This window comes from Streptomyces sp. LHD-70, assembly GCF_031157275.1.
Classification (GTDB): domain Bacteria; phylum Actinomycetota; class Actinomycetes; order Streptomycetales; family Streptomycetaceae; genus Streptomyces.
On record NZ_JAVIFW010000010.1, the window covers coordinates 205,481 to 223,066 of the forward strand.

15 protein-coding genes are annotated in these 17,586 nt (G+C 71.1%); 7 read left to right on the top strand and 8 right to left on the bottom strand.

Annotation, left to right across the window (positions count from 1 at the left end):
- Positions 1 to 28: 28 nt before the first annotated feature.
- Positions 29 to 538 carry a hypothetical protein gene (locus RCO28_RS21525; RefSeq protein WP_308942813.1) on the bottom strand — a complete coding sequence of 170 codons (510 nt, stop codon included), beginning with the start codon at positions 536 to 538 and terminating at the stop codon, positions 29 to 31.
- Positions 539 to 1,113: 575 nt separating this feature from the next.
- Here RCO28_RS21525 and RCO28_RS21530 point away from each other — a divergent pair.
- Entirely contained in the window at positions 1,114 to 2,292 is a 1,179-nt protein-coding gene (locus RCO28_RS21530; RefSeq protein ID WP_308942814.1) for a CapA family protein, read from the top strand.
- A gap of 45 nt (positions 2,293 to 2,337) precedes the next feature.
- Here RCO28_RS21530 and RCO28_RS21535 read toward each other — a convergent pair whose 3' ends face one another.
- Both RCO28_RS21535 and RCO28_RS21540 read right to left on the bottom strand, forming a co-directional pair.
- A complete protein-coding gene (locus RCO28_RS21535) occupies positions 2,338 to 3,765 on the bottom strand; it encodes an amino acid permease (RefSeq protein WP_308942815.1) in 1,428 nt (475 codons plus the stop codon).
- Between the two features lie 101 nt (positions 3,766 to 3,866).
- Positions 3,867 to 4,412, bottom strand: coding sequence for a universal stress protein (locus RCO28_RS21540; protein WP_374991210.1), 546 nt, complete (start codon positions 4,410 to 4,412; stop codon positions 3,867 to 3,869).
- On the opposite strand from RCO28_RS21540, the gene lysX reads away from it, so the two are divergent.
- Positions 4,411 to 7,743 (top strand): bifunctional lysylphosphatidylglycerol synthetase/lysine--tRNA ligase LysX, encoded by a 3,333-nt coding sequence (gene lysX / locus RCO28_RS21545; protein ID WP_308942817.1) that lies wholly within the window; start codon positions 4,411 to 4,413, stop codon positions 7,741 to 7,743. The two genes, RCO28_RS21540 and lysX, sit on opposite strands and share 2 nt — an antisense overlap.
- Positions 7,744 to 7,773: 30 nt before the next feature.
- Here the strand turns inward: lysX and RCO28_RS21550 are convergent, their stop codons facing one another.
- Positions 7,774 to 8,196, bottom strand: a complete 423-nt coding sequence (locus tag RCO28_RS21550; protein WP_308942818.1) for a PPOX class F420-dependent oxidoreductase — start codon at positions 8,194 to 8,196, stop codon at positions 7,774 to 7,776.
- Positions 8,197 to 8,441: 245 nt separating this feature from the next.
- Here RCO28_RS21550 and RCO28_RS21555 point away from each other — a divergent pair, with 245 nt between their 5' ends.
- On the top strand, positions 8,442 to 9,287 hold the full coding sequence (locus RCO28_RS21555; protein ID WP_308942819.1) for a polysaccharide deacetylase family protein: 846 nt from the start codon (positions 8,442 to 8,444) through the stop codon (positions 9,285 to 9,287).
- Between the two features lie 167 nt (positions 9,288 to 9,454).
- Here the strand turns inward: RCO28_RS21555 and RCO28_RS21560 are convergent, their stop codons facing one another.
- Positions 9,455 to 10,117: a class F sortase gene (locus RCO28_RS21560; RefSeq protein WP_308942820.1), complete on the bottom strand. Its 663-nt coding sequence runs from the start codon at positions 10,115 to 10,117 to the stop codon at positions 9,455 to 9,457.
- Positions 10,118 to 10,453: 336 nt separating this feature from the next.
- Here RCO28_RS21560 and RCO28_RS21565 point away from each other — a divergent pair, with 336 nt between their 5' ends.
- The gene (locus tag RCO28_RS21565; RefSeq protein WP_308942821.1) at positions 10,454 to 10,957 is read left to right on the top strand and encodes a hypothetical protein; all 504 of its coding nucleotides are present in this window, start codon (positions 10,454 to 10,456) and stop codon (positions 10,955 to 10,957) included.
- Between the two features lie 173 nt (positions 10,958 to 11,130).
- Here RCO28_RS21565 and RCO28_RS21570 read toward each other — a convergent pair whose 3' ends face one another.
- Entirely contained in the window at positions 11,131 to 11,676 is a 546-nt protein-coding gene (locus tag RCO28_RS21570; protein WP_308942822.1) for a hypothetical protein, read from the bottom strand.
- A 170-nt stretch (positions 11,677 to 11,846) separates the two neighbouring features.
- Positions 11,847 to 12,080: a hypothetical protein gene (locus RCO28_RS21575; RefSeq protein WP_308942823.1), complete on the bottom strand. Its 234-nt coding sequence runs from the start codon at positions 12,078 to 12,080 to the stop codon at positions 11,847 to 11,849.
- A 351-nt stretch (positions 12,081 to 12,431) separates the two neighbouring features.
- Between RCO28_RS21575 and RCO28_RS21580 the strand changes: the two genes are divergently transcribed.
- The 3 genes from RCO28_RS21580 (at position 12,432) to RCO28_RS21590 (ending at position 16,570) form a co-directional block, all read left to right on the top strand.
- Positions 12,432 to 13,388, top strand: coding sequence for an SCO0930 family lipoprotein (locus RCO28_RS21580; RefSeq protein WP_308942824.1), 957 nt, complete (start codon positions 12,432 to 12,434; stop codon positions 13,386 to 13,388).
- Positions 13,389 to 13,607: 219 nt separating this feature from the next.
- Positions 13,608 to 14,417 carry an SAM-dependent methyltransferase gene (locus tag RCO28_RS21585; RefSeq protein WP_308942825.1) on the top strand — a complete coding sequence of 270 codons (810 nt, stop codon included), beginning with the start codon at positions 13,608 to 13,610 and terminating at the stop codon, positions 14,415 to 14,417.
- A complete protein-coding gene (locus tag RCO28_RS21590; protein WP_308942826.1) occupies positions 14,414 to 16,570 on the top strand; it encodes an EAL domain-containing protein in 2,157 nt (718 codons plus the stop codon). Before RCO28_RS21585 ends, RCO28_RS21590 begins: the two co-directional genes overlap by 4 nt.
- Before the next feature lie 104 nt (positions 16,571 to 16,674).
- On the opposite strand, the gene RCO28_RS21595 is transcribed toward RCO28_RS21590, so the two are convergent.
- Positions 16,675 to 17,562 (bottom strand): LysR substrate-binding domain-containing protein, encoded by an 888-nt coding sequence (locus tag RCO28_RS21595; protein ID WP_308942827.1) that lies wholly within the window; start codon positions 17,560 to 17,562, stop codon positions 16,675 to 16,677.
- Positions 17,563 to 17,586: the final 24 nt, after the last annotated feature.

The following is a 17,586-nucleotide window of genomic DNA, read 5'->3' on the forward strand; positions in this document are numbered from 1 at the left end:
GCCGCAGCCAGGGCGGCCGTACAGGCTCTCAGAACAGATGGATCGCCAAGTGCCCCAGGGGAAGGCCGAGTTGCCACGCCGGGGTCCACACCTGCGGGCCGTCCTCCTCGTCCCGCCCGTCGCCCTCCAGGAGCGCCGCGTCCAGGTCCGGGGCGAGCAGCTCCGTCTCCTCCAGCCAGCGCCAGGCCGCACGGGCCAGGTCCAGGTCGGCGTCCCTGCCGCCGGACTCGCGGGCCTCGGCCTCGAGGGTGGCCATGCGGTCGCCGACCCACTCCTCCCAGGCCCGGTCGTACGCGGTCAGCGAGAGCCAGGTCTCCAGCTGGGAGACGACGCGGATACCGGACAGCTCGCGCTCCACGTCGGAGAGGAAGATCGTCAGCGCGAGGGAGTCCCGGCCCGCCCGGTACTCGAAGGACGTGGGCGGCATCAGGTCGCCGGTGCGCAGCAGTTCGTCGGCGATGTACTCGGCGTAGAGCCAGGCCATCGGGACGGTCAACTCGCCACGCCCGTCGGCGCCGTTGGTGCTTCTGTGCGGCATCCTGATCGCCTTCCTCAGATCTCCTCCGGTGCCTGAAGGGCCGTGCGCGGGCGAGCCGCTGCCCTCGCATCGCGGTACGGCTGGGATCAGCCGATTACTCAACGGGGCGGCGAGCAAGGTGTTTTACGGATCCTTGACCCAGCCGCTGGTTTCGCCGCTGGTCGTGGGTCCCCCTGTGGTGTCACACGGTGGTCGCCGTGCTGCCGTGCGCGACGAAAGGCCCCGCGCACGGCACCACACGGTACCGGGCCCGTGAGGCGGCGGCGCACCCGGACTGCTTCGTCTACGACAGGCGGGTGGGCCGGGGTGGACGGCGGCGGCCGAGGTCCCGGAGACCGCTGACGCAGCGCCAGATGCCGTGCAGGTGAGGGGACTTGGAGGCCCGTCAGGGCGTATGCCGGTATTGCGGCTTGATTTGTCATATGTAACGACTGTGGATTCGGAGGGCCACGCCCCCGAACCGCGGAGCCCACCTGATGCCCCGTCCGATCTCCCGTCCCACCCGTCCCACCCGTCCTGCCCGTCCCGCCCGTCTCACCCGTCCCCCTCGTCCCGCCCGGCGCGCCCGCCACGGAGTGGCCGCCCTCACCGCCCTCCTCCTCGGAGCCACGGCCTGCGCCACCGAACAGCACACCCCGCCCGCCGACCCCGGCACCCCGAAGGCGGGATCGTCCCCGAGGCCGGGCAGCCCGAAGCCGGGAGCCTCCGCGAACGGCGCCGTGGAGCCCCGTGCGTTCACGCTCGCCGCGAGCGGCGACGTACTCCCGCACGACTCGATCATCCGGCAGGCCGCCGCCGACGCGGACGGCGACGGCTACGACTTCCGCAAGATCCTCGCCGGCGCCGGACCCGTGATCTCCAAGGCCGACCTGGCCCTCTGCCACATGGAGACCGTCTACGGCGCGGACGGCGACTACAGTGGCTACCCCGCCTTCAAGTCCCCGCCCCAGATCGCCCGCGCCCTGGCCGACACCGGCTACGACGGCTGCTCCACGGCCTCCAACCACACCCTCGACGACGGCGCCGACGGCATCGACCGCACCCTCGGCGCCCTGGACAAGGCGGGCGTGAAGCACGCGGGTTCCGCGCGTACGGAGAAGGAGGCGCGGACCACGACCATGCTGAGCGCGGGCGGCGCCAAGGTCGCCCACATCGCCGCCACCTACGGCACCAACGGCTACCTGCTCCCCGAGGGCAGGCCCTGGGCCGTGAACATGCTCGACAAGGACAAGGTGATCGCCGAGGCGCGTGCGGCCCGCAAGGCCGGCGCCGACGTCGTGGTGTTCTCCCCGCACTGGGGCACCGAGTGGCAGAACGAGCCGGACGCCCAACAGCTGCGCCTGGCCGAGGAGTTGACCGCCTCCCGGACCGCGGGCCGCCCCGACATCGACCTGATCATCGGCACCCACGCGCACGTCCCGCAGGCGTACGAGAAAGTCAACGGGACCTGGGTGGTGTACGGCATGGGCGACCAGGTCGCCGGCGAGATGATCAACCACGACGGCGCCCAGGACGACCGCGGCAACCAGAGCACGATCGGCCGCTTCACCTTCGCACCGCCGAAGAGCCCCGGCGGCCGCTGGAAGGTGACCCGAGCCGAGTTCGTCCCGTTCTTCTTCGACCCGGACGCGGGCCGGGCGCTTAATCTCGACGAGGCGGCGCAGCGGGGCGCGTACGAGGAGACGCGGGACCGGGTGCGTCGGGTGGTGCTCAGCCAGGGCGCGGCCAAGCAGGGGCTTGCGGCGGCGAAGTAGAGACAACGGGGCCTGGGGGCTCCGGCCCCCGGGCCCCGGGGAAGCTCAGCCCCCGTCCACCCGCTGATCCGCACGCGCCAGGTTCGACTTCCGGTACGAGTACGCGAAGTACACGATCAGGCCGACACCGAACCACACGGCGAACCGCGCCCACGTCTGCCACTGCAGGAACGTGATCAGCCAGAGCGAGAACACCACGCCGATCGCGGGCACCACCGGCATGCCGGGGCACTTGAAGGAGCGCGGCAGGTCCGGCTGCCGGTACCGCAGCACGATCACCGCGACGCACACCACCACGAACGCCAACAGGATGCCGATATTGGTGAGTTCGGCCGCCTCACCGATCGGCATGAACCCGGCGATCGCCGCCGAAAGCACACCCACGATCCAGGTCACCCGCGTCGGCACGTGCCGCGTCGGGTGCGTCTTGGCGAACCAGTGCGGCAGCAGCCCGTCCCGGCTCATCGAGAACCACACGCGCGTGACGCCCAGCATGAACGTGAACATCACGGTGAGGATGCCGATGATCGCGCCGATCGCGATCACGTTCGCGAGCCCGCCGAGGCCCACCGACTCGAAGGCCGTGGAGAATCCGCTCTCCTTGTCGACCTCCTTGTAGTTCTGCATGCCGGTCAGGACCAGGCAGGCCAGGACGTACAGGACCATCGAGATCGCGAGCGAGTACACGATCGCCTTCGGCATGTGGCGCTGCGAGTCCTTGGACTCCTCGGCCGCCGTGGACATCGCGTCGTACCCGAACACCGCGAAGAACACCGTCGCCGCACCCGTGAACGCGCCGCCGATCCCGTACGGGAAGAACGGGTTGTAGTTGGCGGTGTCGATGTGGAAGAAGCCCACCCCGATCACCAGGAGCACCACGAGCACCTTCAGGATCACGACGACGGTCTCGAAGCGCGCCGCGTTCTTGATGCCGAGGGTCAGCAGATAGGCGATGAACAGGCAGAGGACCACCGCGAACAGGTCGATCCTGTGCCCGTCGCCGGTCCCCGGCGCGCCCATCATCCACGCGGGCAGCTCGGCGCCCAACGCCTCTACGAGGAAGCCGAAGTAGCCCGAGATGCCGATGGCGACCACCGCCACGATCGCCGTGTACTCCAGGAGCAGGTCCCAGCCGATGAACCAGCCGGCCAGCTCACCGAGGACCGCGTACCCGTACGTATAGGCGGAGCCCGCCTTCGGGATCATGCCCGCGAACTCGGCGTACGAGAACGCCGCGGCGGCGCTCGCGATGCCCGCGATGAGGAAGGACACCAGGACCGCGGGGCCCGCGGTGCCGTTGGCGACGGCGCCGGCGAGGCTGAAGATGCCGGCGCCGATGATGCCGCCGACGCCGATCGCGGTGAGCTGCCACAGGCCGAGCGTCCTGGTCAGCTGTTCGCTCGGCGCGCCCTCCTCGATCTGCTCGATCGGCTTGCGGCGCAGAATGCCCTGTCCCGTTCGTAGCCCGGCCATGAGCCTCACCTCGTCGTGGACGGCCAGTGGGTGACGGCGATCATGATGGCCGAGAAGGGCGCATGACGGAAGACGGGGGACGCCTCAGGGGTGCGTTGGAGTCACGGCACCACTGTGACGGGCCAGCGGCCCGCCTTCACGAGCCGGACCGCCACCGAACCGACGAAGCGGTGCCCGGCCTGCTCGGACGCGCCGACCACGACGGCGTCGGCGGTCAGCTCGTCGGCCGCCTCTACCAGGCCGTTGTACGGGTCGCCGCGGAACGTATGGAACTCCCAGCGCACGTCGTATATGTGCCGCATCCGCTCGGCGGCCTCCCGGATCTCCTGGATCAGGGACTCGGCGACCTCGTCGGTCGTGCCCGCGACCGGCGCTCCGAGCGCGGCGCCCGCCACCATCACCGGCTGGACGTAGACCATCGCGAGCAGCGCCCGCTGCCGCCGGGCGAGACCCGCCGCGTACGCGGCCGCGCGCAGCGACGACTCCGAGCCGTCGACGCCGACGACGATCACCTTGGGGCCGTCCGTGCCCCGCTCGAACTCCGTCACGCTGAAGAGGCTAGCCGCCGCCGCTGCGGAGCCGCCCGGCACCCTATGAGGTCCGCTCGACGGGCGGGCCGGCCGCCGCGTTCCTAGAGTCGGGGCCATGAGTGCCAGCGCGCAGGAGCCCGGGCCCGCGATAGCCGACGCACCCGCCAGGGAGACCGGCCCGCGCCGCACGGGATTCCTGAGCCGGGTGCCCGACGGATTCGCGACATTCTTCGCCCTGCTCGGCGTGTACTGCGTGCTGATCGCCGTGATCGCCCCGCTGCGGCGGCTGCTCCGCCCCGTGTCCCGGGCCCTGGACCTCGCGACCGTGCCGGTCAGCGCCAACCTCGCCTACGCGGTGTTCCTGTTCCTGCTCGCCGCGGCCTGCGCGTCCCGCAAGACCCTCGCATGGCGCCTCGTGGTCGCGTACCTCTCGATCCTGATCATCTTCGACGGGCTGCAGATCGCCGTCGGCGACGTCGCGGACGCGCTGCCCTCGGCGATCGTCTGCGGACTCGCGCTCGTCCTCCTCGTCCTCGCCCACCGGGAGTTCTACGCGGACGCCCGGCGCGGCGCCCTCCCGCGGGCCCTCGGCGCGCTCGTCGTGGGCCTCGCGCTCTCGTCCCTGCTCGGCTGGGGTCTGGTCGAGCTGGTCCCCGGCACCCTGGAGAAGGGGCAGCGGCTGCTGTGGGCGGTGACCCGGGTCTGCGGCGGCGTCGTCGCCCCCGGCACCTTCGACGGCACTCCGCCGCGCCCCGTGCACTTCTTCCTCGGCCTGTTCGGCGCACTGTCGCTGCTTTACGCGGTGTACGTGCTGTTTCGCTCGCAGCGCATGGACGCGGCCCTGCACGGCGACGAGGAACCCCGCATCCGCGCCCTGCTCGGCTCTTACGGGGAGCAGGACTCGCTGGGCTACTTCGCGACCCGGCGCGACAAGGCCGTCGTCTTCGCGCCGAGCGGCAAGGCCGCCGTCACGTACCGCGTCGAGGCCGGCGTCTGCCTGGCCAGCGGTGACCCGGTGGGGGACGCCGGCGCCTGGGACCAGGCCATCGAGCAGTGGCTGGGCGTCGCGCGCCGGTACGCGTGGGCGCCGGCCGTGATGGGCGGCTCCGAGGAGGGCGCCAAGGCGTTCGCGCGGCACGGGCTCGGCGCCCTGCAACTCGGCGACGAGGCGATCCTGCACGTGGCGAGGTTCGACCTCGACGGCCGCGACATGCGCGTCACCCGGCAGGCCGTCAACCGGGTCAGGCGCACCGGCGCGACCTGCCGGGTCCGCCGCCACTCCACCCTCTCCGACACGGAGATGGAGGAGGTCATCGACAAGGCCGACGCCTGGCGCGACACGGAGACCGAGCGCGGCTTCTCCATGGCCCTGGACCGCCTCGGCGACCCGCAGGACGGCGACTGCCTGCTCGTCGAGTGCAACGACGCGAACGGCCGGCTGCTGGCCCTGCTCTCCTTCGTCCCGTGGGGCAGGGACGGCATCTCGCTCGACCTGATGCGCCGCGACCGCACAGCGCCCAACGGTGTCATGGAGTTCATTGTGGCCGAACTGTGCGCCGCCGTGGGCAAGTTGGGCGTACGACGGGTCTCGCTGAACTTCGCCGTGTTCCGCTCGGTCTTCGAGGAGGGCGCCCGCATCGGCGCCGGTCCTGTGCTGCGGCTCTGGCGCCGGCTGCTGCTGTTCTTCTCCAAGTGGTGGCAGCTGGAGGCCCTGTACCGCTCCAACGCCAAGTACGACCCCGAGTGGTACCCGCGGTTCATCTGCTACGGCGACGCCGGCTCCCTTGCCCGGATCTCGCTCGCCTCCGGCATCGCCGAGGGCTTCGTCTCCGTACCGAGCATGCGCAAGCTGTGGGGCAAGGGCCACCGGTCGGCGGCGCTTGTGCAGCCGTCCACCACCGAGGGCCTGCCGCCCATCGACCAACTCGGCCTGCACGCAAAGGAGTCGGGCACCGCCGACCCCACGGAGGGCATGCCCGAGCAGGTCCGGGTCCGTCACCGCAAGCTGCGCGGCCTCCAGGACGACGGCATCGACCCGTACCCCGTCGGCATCGCGCCGCGCAGTCACACCCTCGCCGAGATCCGCGCCGCCCACCCCGCGCTTCCCCCGGGCACCCGCACCGGCGAGCAGGCCACGGTCGCGGGCCGGGTCATGCTCGTACGCGACCTCGGCGGCGTCGCCTTCGCGGTGCTGCGGGACTGGTCGGGCGATCTGCAACTGGCGTTCACCCGCGAACACGCCATCGCGCTTGGGGAGTTCACCGCGCGTACCGACATCGGCGACCACATCGCCGCCACCGGCGAGATCGGCACCTCCGACAAGGGCGAGCTGTCGGTCTTCGTCACCGGCTGGCAGCTCACCGGCAAGTGCCTGCGCCCGCTGCCCGACAAGCGCCGCGGCCTCGCCGACCCGGAGGCGAAGGTGCGCCGCAGGTACGTCGACCTGGTCGCCAACCCGGGCGCCCGCGACGTCGTACGGCACCGCTCCACCGCCGTACAGGCCCTGCGCCAGGGGCTGTTGGAGCGCGGCTACCTCGAGGTCGAGACGCCGATGCTGCAGCAGATCCACGGCGGCGCCAACGCCCGCCCGTTCACCACCCACATCAACGCCTACGACCTCGACCTGTATCTGCGGATCGCGCCCGAGCTGTATCTGAAAAGGCTCTGCGTGGGCGGCCTGGAGAAGGTCTTCGAGATGGGCCGCACCTTCCGCAACGAGGGCGTCAGCTACAAGCACAACCCCGAGTTCACGATGCTGGAGGCCTACCAGGCGTTCGCCGACTACGACGTGATGCTCGACCTCACCCGCGAGCTCATCCAGGGCGCCGCCCGCGCCGCCTTCGGCCGGGAGGTGGCCCACAAGCCGGACGCCGACGGCACGTTGGCCGAGCACGACATCTCCGGGCCGTGGCCGGTCAAGACGGTCTACGGCGCGATCTCCGAGGCCCTCGGCGAAGAGGTCACCGCCGACACGGAACTCCCCGGGCTGCACCGGCTCTGCGACCGCGCCGACGTCCCGTACACCCCGGAGGACGGACGCGGTGACGTGGTCCTGGAGATGTACGAGCGCCTGGTCGAGGAGCGCACCCAACTCCCCACGTTCTACAAGGACTTCCCCACCGACGTCTCCCCGCTCACCCGCCAGCACCGCACCGACCCGCGCCTCGCGGAACGCTGGGACCTGGTCGCGTTCGGCACCGAACTGGGCACCGCCTACTCGGAGTTGACCGACCCCGTCGAACAGCGCCGCCGCCTCACCGCGCAGTCCCTGCTCGCGGCGGGCGGCGACCCGGAGGCGATGGAGCTGGACGAGGACTTCCTCGACGCCCTGGAGTACGCGATGCCCCCGACGGGCGGCCTCGGTATCGGCGTCGACCGTCTCGTCATGTTCCTCACCGGCCTGACGATCCGCAAGACGCTGCCGTTCCCGCTGGTACGGCGACGCTGAAGGAGGCTGCCCGGGCGCCTACTTGGGCGCCTACTTGGGCGCGCCGAAGGGTTCCACGCCCACGATCCGCCGGACCCGCTCCAGCTCGACGACCACGGTGATGCGCCGCTCCTCGGGAAGCAGCCACTCGTAGGGCGTGCCCAGGTACTTGTGCGCGAGCCGGTCCATGTCCCGCTCGGCCTGCTCGCCCTCGACGAACCGGGTGACGCGGCCGTGCAGTTGCACCCGGTCGAAGGGGTTGGCGGTGTCCGCGTGGGAGAGGCAGATCCGCGGATCGTTGCGGAGGTTGCGCTCCTTGACCCGCCCCACCGAGGTGTTGAACCAGAGGTGGTCACCGTCCAGGTCCACCCACATCGGGCTCACGTGCGGCGATCCGTCGGGATTGGTGGACGCCACGAACCAGATCCCGGTCCCGGCGATCCGGTCCCGTACGTCCTGCGTGAGCTGGGTCATGGCTCTCCTCTTCCGTGTGCCGACGTGCGCGATGATCACGGTACGTGGAGGCGGCGACGGGCCGGTGAACGGGGGTGCGCCCGCCGCTAACTACTCCTACGGAAGCCGGAATTGACCGTACGCCACCCCCATCCCCTAACCCGAGAAGGCCCGTCCCGCACCCCGAGCCGGTCCCATCAGGTGCTTTCCGGCGGGGGGCCGTGTTGATGGAGGGCATCCAGGCACGGGCGTGCGACGCATAAGTCATGAAAACGGACGAAATGCTTCCGGGGCGCCGCGTACTCCTGCGCGGCGCCGCCCTCTTCGCCCTCGCGGCCACCGCCGGCTGTGCCGGCACCGAACGGTCCGGCACCACCGCCCGCCCGTCCACCTCGCCGGGCCCCGCCGCGGGCGCCCAGGCGGCCCGCCCTCAGAAGCCTTCGGCGTACCGGCTGCAGCCCATGACGGGCTACGGTCCGCAGCGGGCAGCCGTGGCGCGAACTCCCGTACGCAGCAAGCCTATTCTGCGGATGGCCGACCGTGACCGGAGCATGGTCCTCACCTTCGACGACGGCCCCGACCCCCGCTACACCCCGGACATCCTGACCACTCTGCGCAAGCACGACGTGCGCGCGATGTTCTTCGTCTGCGGCGAGATGGCCGAGTCCAGCCCGGACCTGCTGCGGCGGATGATCGACGAGGGCCACACCATCGGCAACCACACCTTCACGCACCCCCAGCTGACCCTGATGCGGCGCCCCGGGATCCGCGACGAGATCGAGCGCACCAGCGGCGCCGTCCTGGACGTCGTGGGTCGGCCGCCGCTCTGGTTCCGCGCGCCGTACGGGGCGTGGAACCGCTCGGCGTTCGAGATCGGCGCCGAACTCGGCATGGAGCCCCTGGCCTGGACGGTCGACACCCTCGACTGGCAGGAGCCGGGCACCGGCACCATCGTCAGACGCGTCCTGAAAGGCGCGGGGCCCGGCGTCGTGGTGCTCTCGCACGACGCGGGCGGCAATCGCTCCCAGACCGTGAAGGCCCTGCGGACGTATCTGCCGAAACTGCTCGACGAGGGATATCGGATCGGGGTGCCGAGCCGTGCCCTGATGTAGGGATTCCGCCGAAGGATCGACCAAAGGATCCACCGAAGGAATCCACCGAAGGAATCCGCCGAAGGAATCCACCGGCGGGATCTATCGGACGCAGAAAAAACTGCCGGGCGGGCTCAATTCTTCGAGCCCGCCCGGCAGTTGTCTGCCTGCTGTGCTGTCTGTCCCGCTCAGATCGTCTTCACCATCCGGGCGAACGCCACGACATTTCCGTCGTAGCCGTTCTCCTTCGTGAATCCGCCGCCGCAGGTGATGACGCGCAGTTCGGCCTCGCCGGTGTTGCCGTACACCTTGGTGCCCGGGACGTTCTCCTTGTCGAACACCTCGATCCCGTACACCTCGAAAACGGCGGTGCGGCCGTCCTTGCGGGTGATCTCGACATGGTTTCCCTTGGTCAGCGAACCGAGGCCGTAGAAGATCGCGGGCCCCGCGTTGTTGTCGACATGGCCGACGATCACGGACGTGCCCTTCTCGCCCGGCGAGACGGATCCGTTGAACCAGCCTGCCAGGTTCGGGTCCTGCGGAGGCGGCGCGTCCACCCAGCCCTGGGCGTCCAGGCCCACGGTCATGATCGGGGCGTCCACCTGGATCGCCGGGATCCTGACCCGCTCGGCGAGGGAGAACGACAGCGGCGCGGCGCCGTCGGCGCGCGTCTGGCCGTGCACGCGGTTGTCGGTCGCCGCGGCGGAGGCGGGCTGCGGAGGTCCCACCGTGAATTCGCCGGAACCATTCCTTATCAAGGCGAGCCCGGTGAGCAGAACCAGCGCTATCACTCCCCATGGGGCGCGCTTCTTCTGCGGCTCCTCCTCGGCGGCGGACTGGGACGAAGGCATTCTCTATCCCCTCTCAACGCGACGGTCCTGCCGCGTCCATTGCACATGGCAGAACGCTAAAGGCCGTTCGGAAATGCGGCGACAGCGAAGAGGCGAACGGGTGGCGGCCGAACGGTCCGTGCGCCATCCGAGTTTCCCGCCTCAGACAATTTCTGACGGTCCGTGACCTGCCCTTACTCGCCTCCGCGGGACTTTGCCCCGGCGTGTCGCCTCACCAGGACGGACCAGCCCCGAAATGCGGGCGGGTGCACGGCACCTGAGGGTCGGTCTGGGAGGGCGATCTCGCCAATCCTGCCCGGGGACGGTTCCTCGGGGCGCTCTCCCGCGGAGGTTCTCATGCGTACTTCTCGTGCCCTGGCGGTTACGGCCGCCGCCGGTGCCATCATCGGGCTCGCAGCACCGTCCGCGAGCGCCTGGGACGCAAGCGCCATCACCGTCTCGCCGACGACCACCTTCCGCGGCGGCACCGTCACGGTGACGGTCAACGCCCACGAGTGCACCAGGGGCAGCAACAACCACGTCTCTTCGTCGGCCTTCCGGAACACCCGGCTGCGCCCGAGCGGCGGCAACATGGCCACCGCCACCGTGAGGATCAAGCGCAACGCCCACATCGGCTCGCACAGCGTCACCGCCACCTGCGGCGCCGCGGGCAGCGTGACCCGGGAGGGCGCCCTCACCGTGATCCACGGCGGCGCCGGAGGCGGTCTCGGCGGCAGCACCAGCACCGGTGCCACGTCGACCGACGTCGCCATCGGCGGTTCCCTCGCGGGTGCCGCGCTCATCGGTGGCGGCGCGTTCTGGCTGCGCCGCCGCGGCGAGACCAGGACCGGCCGCGCCTGACCCATCCGCGCGCCCACGGGCGCGCACGGCGGCACTTCGTCCCGGGGCCGGTGCGGATCCCGGGGCGAAGTGCCGTTCAGCGTAAGGGAGTTGACTGTCCGTGAACGGGAGTTGAGGCGTCCCGTACGAGTGTCGAGGGGTCATGGCGGCGGCCCGGCGTCCGTGCCCCGCGCTCAGGCGCCGTCCTCGTCCGGGCGGCGCCTCGCCCAGTAGTACGCGGAGCCGAGCGCGCCCGTGATCAGGGCGGCGCCCAGGGCGAGGTCGTGGAAGTCGAGGTCGCCGAAGGCGCCGCCGATTCCGGCGTGCACGCCGCGGTGGACGTTGTGCTGCTGTCCGCCCGTGTGCTGGCCGCCGGTGTGCTGGCCCCCGCCGGTGGCGATGGTCAGATCCGTGGTGCCCGTCTCGCCCTTGCACTCGAAGGTGACGGTGTACATCGCGCCCGGCTTGGCGTCCCAGTCGACGGTGGCGGTGGCCGTCCGGCCCCGGGGGATCCTCACCTTGTCGAAGACGCCGGAGGTGGCGTGCGCCGTCGCGTCGCAGCCGTCCACCTTCAAGTGGACCTGGCCTCCCGCGGCGACCGTCGACGGCGTCACGCTGAAGCCGAACGACGTGATGTTGTTGTCGTTGTCCCCCGCGACCGTGGCATGGGCGGCCGGGGTGGTGAGGGCCAGGGCGCCCGCCGTGACGACGGCCGCCGATGCGAGGGATATCGCGCGCATAGCAATCCTTAGGGTCCCCGAGGAGCGGCGCGGACCTGTTCCGCTGCAACCGGTGATGCACCTCGATGCCCGAAACGCTAGGTATGCCCTTCGGTGGTCGCGATCCGTGTCGGGCGAATGGGGCATGGACGTGGGCCACACGGGGGAACGTGGGCCCGGAAGGTTTCGGCTCAGGCGCTGCGGTCCGCGTGCGGCGGCAGCCACGCGTGCGCGGGCGCGCCGCGCCACTCCACCAGATGCGGGTCGTCGAGCGCGGCGTCCGCCTCGTCAAGTCCCGCCGCGCGCAGCATTTCGAGCAGCTCGCGGTCGCTGTGCGCGGTCCCGAGCCGGCGTCCGCGCACGCTGACCGGGCGTCCGTCCCCCGAGGTGAACGGATGCACGACGATCGGTGCTTGCCAGGGCATGCCCTCAGAGTGCGGCAGGGGTGCGACCGCCGCAGCTCGGAGCGGTACGGGTGGGAGAGGTGTCCTGTGGTGTTCCACCCGCGCGGACGCCCCGGCCCGGTCCGTACGGCAGTCGCGGGCAGCAGCGCCCCTCCCCGTACGGACACCCCGGCCCCCGCCCGTACGGAAACCCCGGCCCTTCCCTGTACCGAAGCCCCGGCCCCTCCCCGTACGGACACCCCGGCCCCCGCCCGTACGGAAAAGAATCTTGGCGGCGGTTGAGTACCGGCGGCGGGATGCTCCGTATCCAGGGGTGCGTGCGATGTGGCGCATGCGTAGCAACTGCCTCTACGAGTACGGGAGTTGACCGGCATGAACACCTGGCGGAGCGCGTCGATCGCGGTGGCGGCCGCGGCCCTGTTGACGCTGACGACGGCGTGCGGACAGGAGCGGTCCGGCGAGGACTCGAACGGGCAGTCCGTGGGCAACGCGGCCCCGGCGAACGGGAGTTACGGCGACGGATACGGCTCGGCGGCGGGCGGCGGCGGGACGGAGGCCAAGGCGGCCGGGCAGCTCGCCGTGTGGAAGAGCAAGAAGTTCGGCGATGTCCTCACCGACAGCGCCGGGTTCACGCTCTACCGCTTCGACCAGGACACCGCGAAGCCGCCGAAGTCCAGTTGCGCGGGGGAGTGCGCCGAGACCTGGCCCGTGGTCGCCGCCGACGGCGCCAAGGCCGCACCCGGCGTCGACCCCGCCCTCATCGGCTCGGTCGCCCGCGAGGACGGCACCGAGCAACTGACCGTCGCCGGCTGGCCGATGTACCGCTACGCCGCCGACGAGAAGCCCGGCGACGCCAAGGGGCAGGGAGTCGGCGGCACCTGGCACGCGGCGGCGCCCGACGGCAAGAAGGCGACGGCGGGTGCCGGGGGCGGTTCCGCCGACGAGGCCGGCGAGGAGGCGACGGACCTTCCCGGGATGTCCACCCGCGAGGACCCTGAGCTCGGCGAGATCGTCGTCGACAAGAGCGGCATGACCGTCTACCGCTTCAAGAAGGACTCCGCCTGGCCCATGAAGTCCGCCTGCACCGGCGCCTGTCTGGACAACTGGCCCGTCGTGGAGCCCGTGGACAAGAACGACACGAAGGGTGTCCTGAAGAAGGGGTTCGCGGTGTTCGACCGGCCCGACGGGAAGAAGCAGCAGACCATCGACTGCTGGCCGCTCTACACCTTCTCCGGTGACAAGAAGCCGGGCGACGTCAACGGCCAGGGCGTGGGCGGCACTTGGTACGCGGTCTCGCCCGAGGGGAAGCTGGTCGGGGCGCCGAAGTAGCCGTCAGACCGCAGCCCCCGCTCCGTGTGCGACGGAGCGGGGGCCTCGTCGTGTGCGTTGTGTGCATCTGCAATCGGCCAAGTGCACGTGCAGCTGCAGATGCACTCCTTGCGGGTCGTGACCGAGAACGGATGAGCAATTTCCGGTTCTGCTCGACCCGTTGGCGAGCGATCAGTAGCCTCGGCTCGAACACTGGCTCGCCTACGCCTTGGAGACACGATGGATCGACCCGCCTGGGCCCCGCCGGGCATCGACATCTCGAAGCCCAGCGTGTCCCGTATGTACGACTTCTACCTGGGCGGATCGCATAATTTCGAGGTGGACCGCGAAGCGGCCCGCAAGGCCATGGAGTTCATGCCGGGACTTCCCAAGATCATGCAGGCCAATCGGGCCTTTATGCGGCGAGCCGTACGCTTTGCGGTCGAATCGGGAATCACGCAGTTCCTCGATATCGGCTCCGGCATTCCCACCTTCGGAAATGTCCACGAAGTGGTGCAGGCGGCAAATCCCCGGGCAAAGGTCGTGTACGTCGATCACGACCCGGTCGCGGTCGAACACAGCAGGGTCGTCCTCGACGGCAACGAAGGGGCGGCGGCCCTCGCGGCCGACCTGCGCAACCCGCAGGAGATCCTCAACAGCCCCGAGGTGAAGGGCCTGTTGGACCTGGAGCAGCCGGTGGCGCTGCTCCTCGTCGCGATCCTGCACTTCGTCGAGGACACCGACGACCCGTACGCCGCCGTCGCCGAACTGCGGGACGCCCTCGCGCCCGGCAGCCTCCTCGTCCTCACGCACGCCTCGTACGACGGCGTCCCCGGGCGCGAGGAGGCCGCCGGCACCGTCGGTGTCTACGAGAAGACCCGCAATCCGCTGGTCATGCGCACGCGCGACGAGATCGCGCGCTTCTTCGAGGGGTACGACATGGTCGAGCCAGGGCTCGTGCAGATGCCGCACTGGCGGCCGGAGACGCCCCCGGAGCAGGAGGACCCCTTCACGTTCTCCGGGTACGCGGGTGTGGGGCGCAGCGCGTGACCGAGAAGAGCGCCGCGCCGGACGGGCCCGAGGGAAGACTGCGCCGGTTCGCCACGATCTGGAGCCGTGCGGTCTTCCCCGTCACGGCCACCTCGCTCAGCCGGGCCGAGCTGGAGCAGCAACTGGTGCCGCTGGCCCGCCGGTTGCGGGACGCGCTCGCCGCGCGGGTCTTCGACGCGGCCGAGGGCCAGGCGGTCGGCGCCGCCCTGGTCGGTACGCACTGCACGGACCCGGAGGCGCTCAGCCGCACCCTCGACGTGGTCGACGCGTACCTCGTCCTGTACTGCGGGCAGGAGGACGAGCGACGGAGCAAGGACGAGCTCAGGTCGCGCTGCTCGCGGCTGCAGCACGCCGTGGCCGCGGGCTTCGCGCAGGCCCTCAAGGAGCGCACGCTCGCCGAGCAGGAGGCGATCTCGCGCGCCGCGCTCGACGCCCGGCACGCGGTCGCCGAGGCCCTGCACGCCAGCGAGGCCCGCTTCCGCGCCGTGTTCGAGGGCGCCGCGATCGGCATCGGCATCGCCGACCTCGACGGCACCGTCCTCCAGGTCAACGACACCCTCACCCGGATGTTCGGCGGCGGCTTCGGACAGCAGATCCGGGGCCGCAACATCAGCGACTGGACCCACCCCGACGACGCCCCGCAGGTCTGGCGGCTCTACGAGGAGCTGGTCCGCGGCGAGCGCGAGGAGTACCGGGTCGAGAAGCCGTACTACCGCCACGACGGCACCGTCCTGTGGACCAACCTCACCGTCTCCCTGCTGCGCGACGCCGAGGGCCGCCCGCAGTACCAGCTCGCGCTGATGGAGGACACCACCGAGCGGCGCCTGCTCAACCTGCGCCTCCGGTACGAGGCGACGCACGACGCGCTCACCGGGCTGCCCAACCGCACGCTGTTCTTCGAACGCCTGGAGAAGGCGCTCGCCGCGGGCGACGGCAGGCGCTTCGGGCTCTGCTACCTCGACCTCGACGGCTTCAAGGCCATCAACGACAGCCTCGGCCACGCGGCCGGCGACCGGCTGCTCGTCGAGGTCGCCGACCGGCTGCAGTCCTGCGCGACCGCGCCCGGCGAGATGGTGGCGCGGCTCGGCGGCGACGAGTTCGTGGCGCTCACCACCGGCACGGACACCGAGCGCGAGGTGGACGAACTGGCCGGGCGCATCCTGTCGATGCTGGCCATACCGATCCGCATCGAGGGCCGCGAGATCACCGTGCGCGGCTCCATCGGCATCGTCGAGGGCCCGGCGGGCGAGCGCAGCCCCGCCGAGGTGCTGCGCAGCGCCGACATCACGATGTACCGGGCCAAGTCCGCGGGCGGCAACCGCTTCGAGCTCGCCGACCCCGAGGTCGACGCCCGTACGATCACCCGGCACGGACTCACCACCGCCCTCCCGGCGGCCCTGGCTCGGGGCGAGTTCTTCATCGAGTACCAGCCGCTCGTCCACCTCGCGGACGGGTCGGTGAGCGGGGCCGAGGCACTGGTGCGCTGGACGCATCCGCAGCACGGGGTGCTCGGCCCGGACCGGTTCATCCCGCTCGCCGAGCACACCGGGCTGATCGTGCCGCTCGGCCGCTGGGTCCTGGAGGAGGCGGTACGCCAGGCCCGCGAATGGCAGCAGCGGCACGCGGACGCCGGTCCGCTGCGGATCAACGTCAACCTGTCCCCGGTGCAGCTGCACCACCCGCACCTGGTCGCCGACACGGTCGAGATCCTGGAGCGGGTCGGGCTCGAACCGGGAGCGCTCTGCCTGGAGGTCACCGAATCCGCGCTGATCGGCGCCGACGACGATCTCCTGAAGCCGCTGCGGCGCCTGGCCGAGATGGGGGTGGACATCGCCCTCGACGACTTCGGTACGGGCTACTCGAACCTGGCGAATCTGCGGCGGCTGCCGGTGAGTGTGCTGAAGCTGGACCGGTCGTTCACGCAGGGCATGCAGCGGTATCCGGTGGACCCGGTGGACCTGAAGATCGTCGAGGGGGTCGTCTCCCTCGCCCACAGTCTTGACCTGTCGGTCACGGTGGAGGGGGTGGAGACGGGGGCGCAGGCGGAGCAGTTGCGGGAGCTGGGGTGCGATACGGCTCAGGGGTGGTACTACGCGCGTCCCGGGCCGCCGGACCGTCTGCATACGCTGGCGTTGGTCGACGCGACGGGCTGATCGGTCCAGGGGGCGCAGCCCCCTGCCTCCCCTTCGCCTTCCGGCTGGGGGCGCGCAGCCGGCTGCGGGTGCGTCGTGGTTGCTCGCGCAGTTCCCCGCGCCCCTTACGGGGCTTCCATCAGCATCCGCTGCAGCTCCCGTGCCGCCCGAGGTGGAGCCACATCGCTGCGGTGGGCCAGGGCGATCGTCCTGTGGAGGCCGGGGCGGGTCAGCGGGGTGACCCGTAGACCCCGGCCCGCGCGCGTGGCGACCATGCGGGGGACCACCGCCACCCCGAGCCCCGCCCGCACGAACCCGAGCACCGCGTCCATCTCGCCTCCCTCCACCGCGAAGTCCGGCTCGAAGCCCGCCGCACGGCACGCGGCGACCGTGAGTTCCCGCAGGTCGTAGCCGTGCCGGAACATCACGAGGCGTTCGCGCTGCAGGTCGGAGACACGCACGGAACGGCCCCGCGTACCCGGCGCGGGCGCCTCCGGTGAGGAGACCACCACCAGGTCCTCGCGCAGCAGCTCCAGAGTGGTCAGGGCGGGCGACGGGGACGGCAGGGGCAGCACCACGAGGGCCAGATCGAGCGCGCCGCGGGCGAGTTCGCGTACGAGATCGTGGGAGCCGCCCTCCTCGATGAGCAGGCGGATGCCCGGATAGCGGTCGTGGAATTCGCGCAGCACGTCCGGGAGCAGGCCCGTGCAGAGCGAGGGCGTCGCGCCGAGCCGGACCCGGCCGCGCTCCAGGCGGCCCAGCTCCTGCACCTCCTGCCGGGCCGTGTCCGCGTCGGCGAGGATCCGCCGGGCCAGGGGGAGGAGGGTCTCGCCCGCGTCCGTCAGCGCGATGTTGCCCCGCGCCCGGCTGAACAGCTCCGCTCCCAACTCCCGTTCCAGGGCCCGGATCTGCTGGGAGAGCGAGGGCTGCGCCACGTGGACCTGCTCGGCGGCCCGGGTGAAGTGCCGGGTCTCGGCCACCGCGACGAAGTATTGGAGCTGCTGCAACTGCATAACCCCCAGCGTACGCGGTTGATA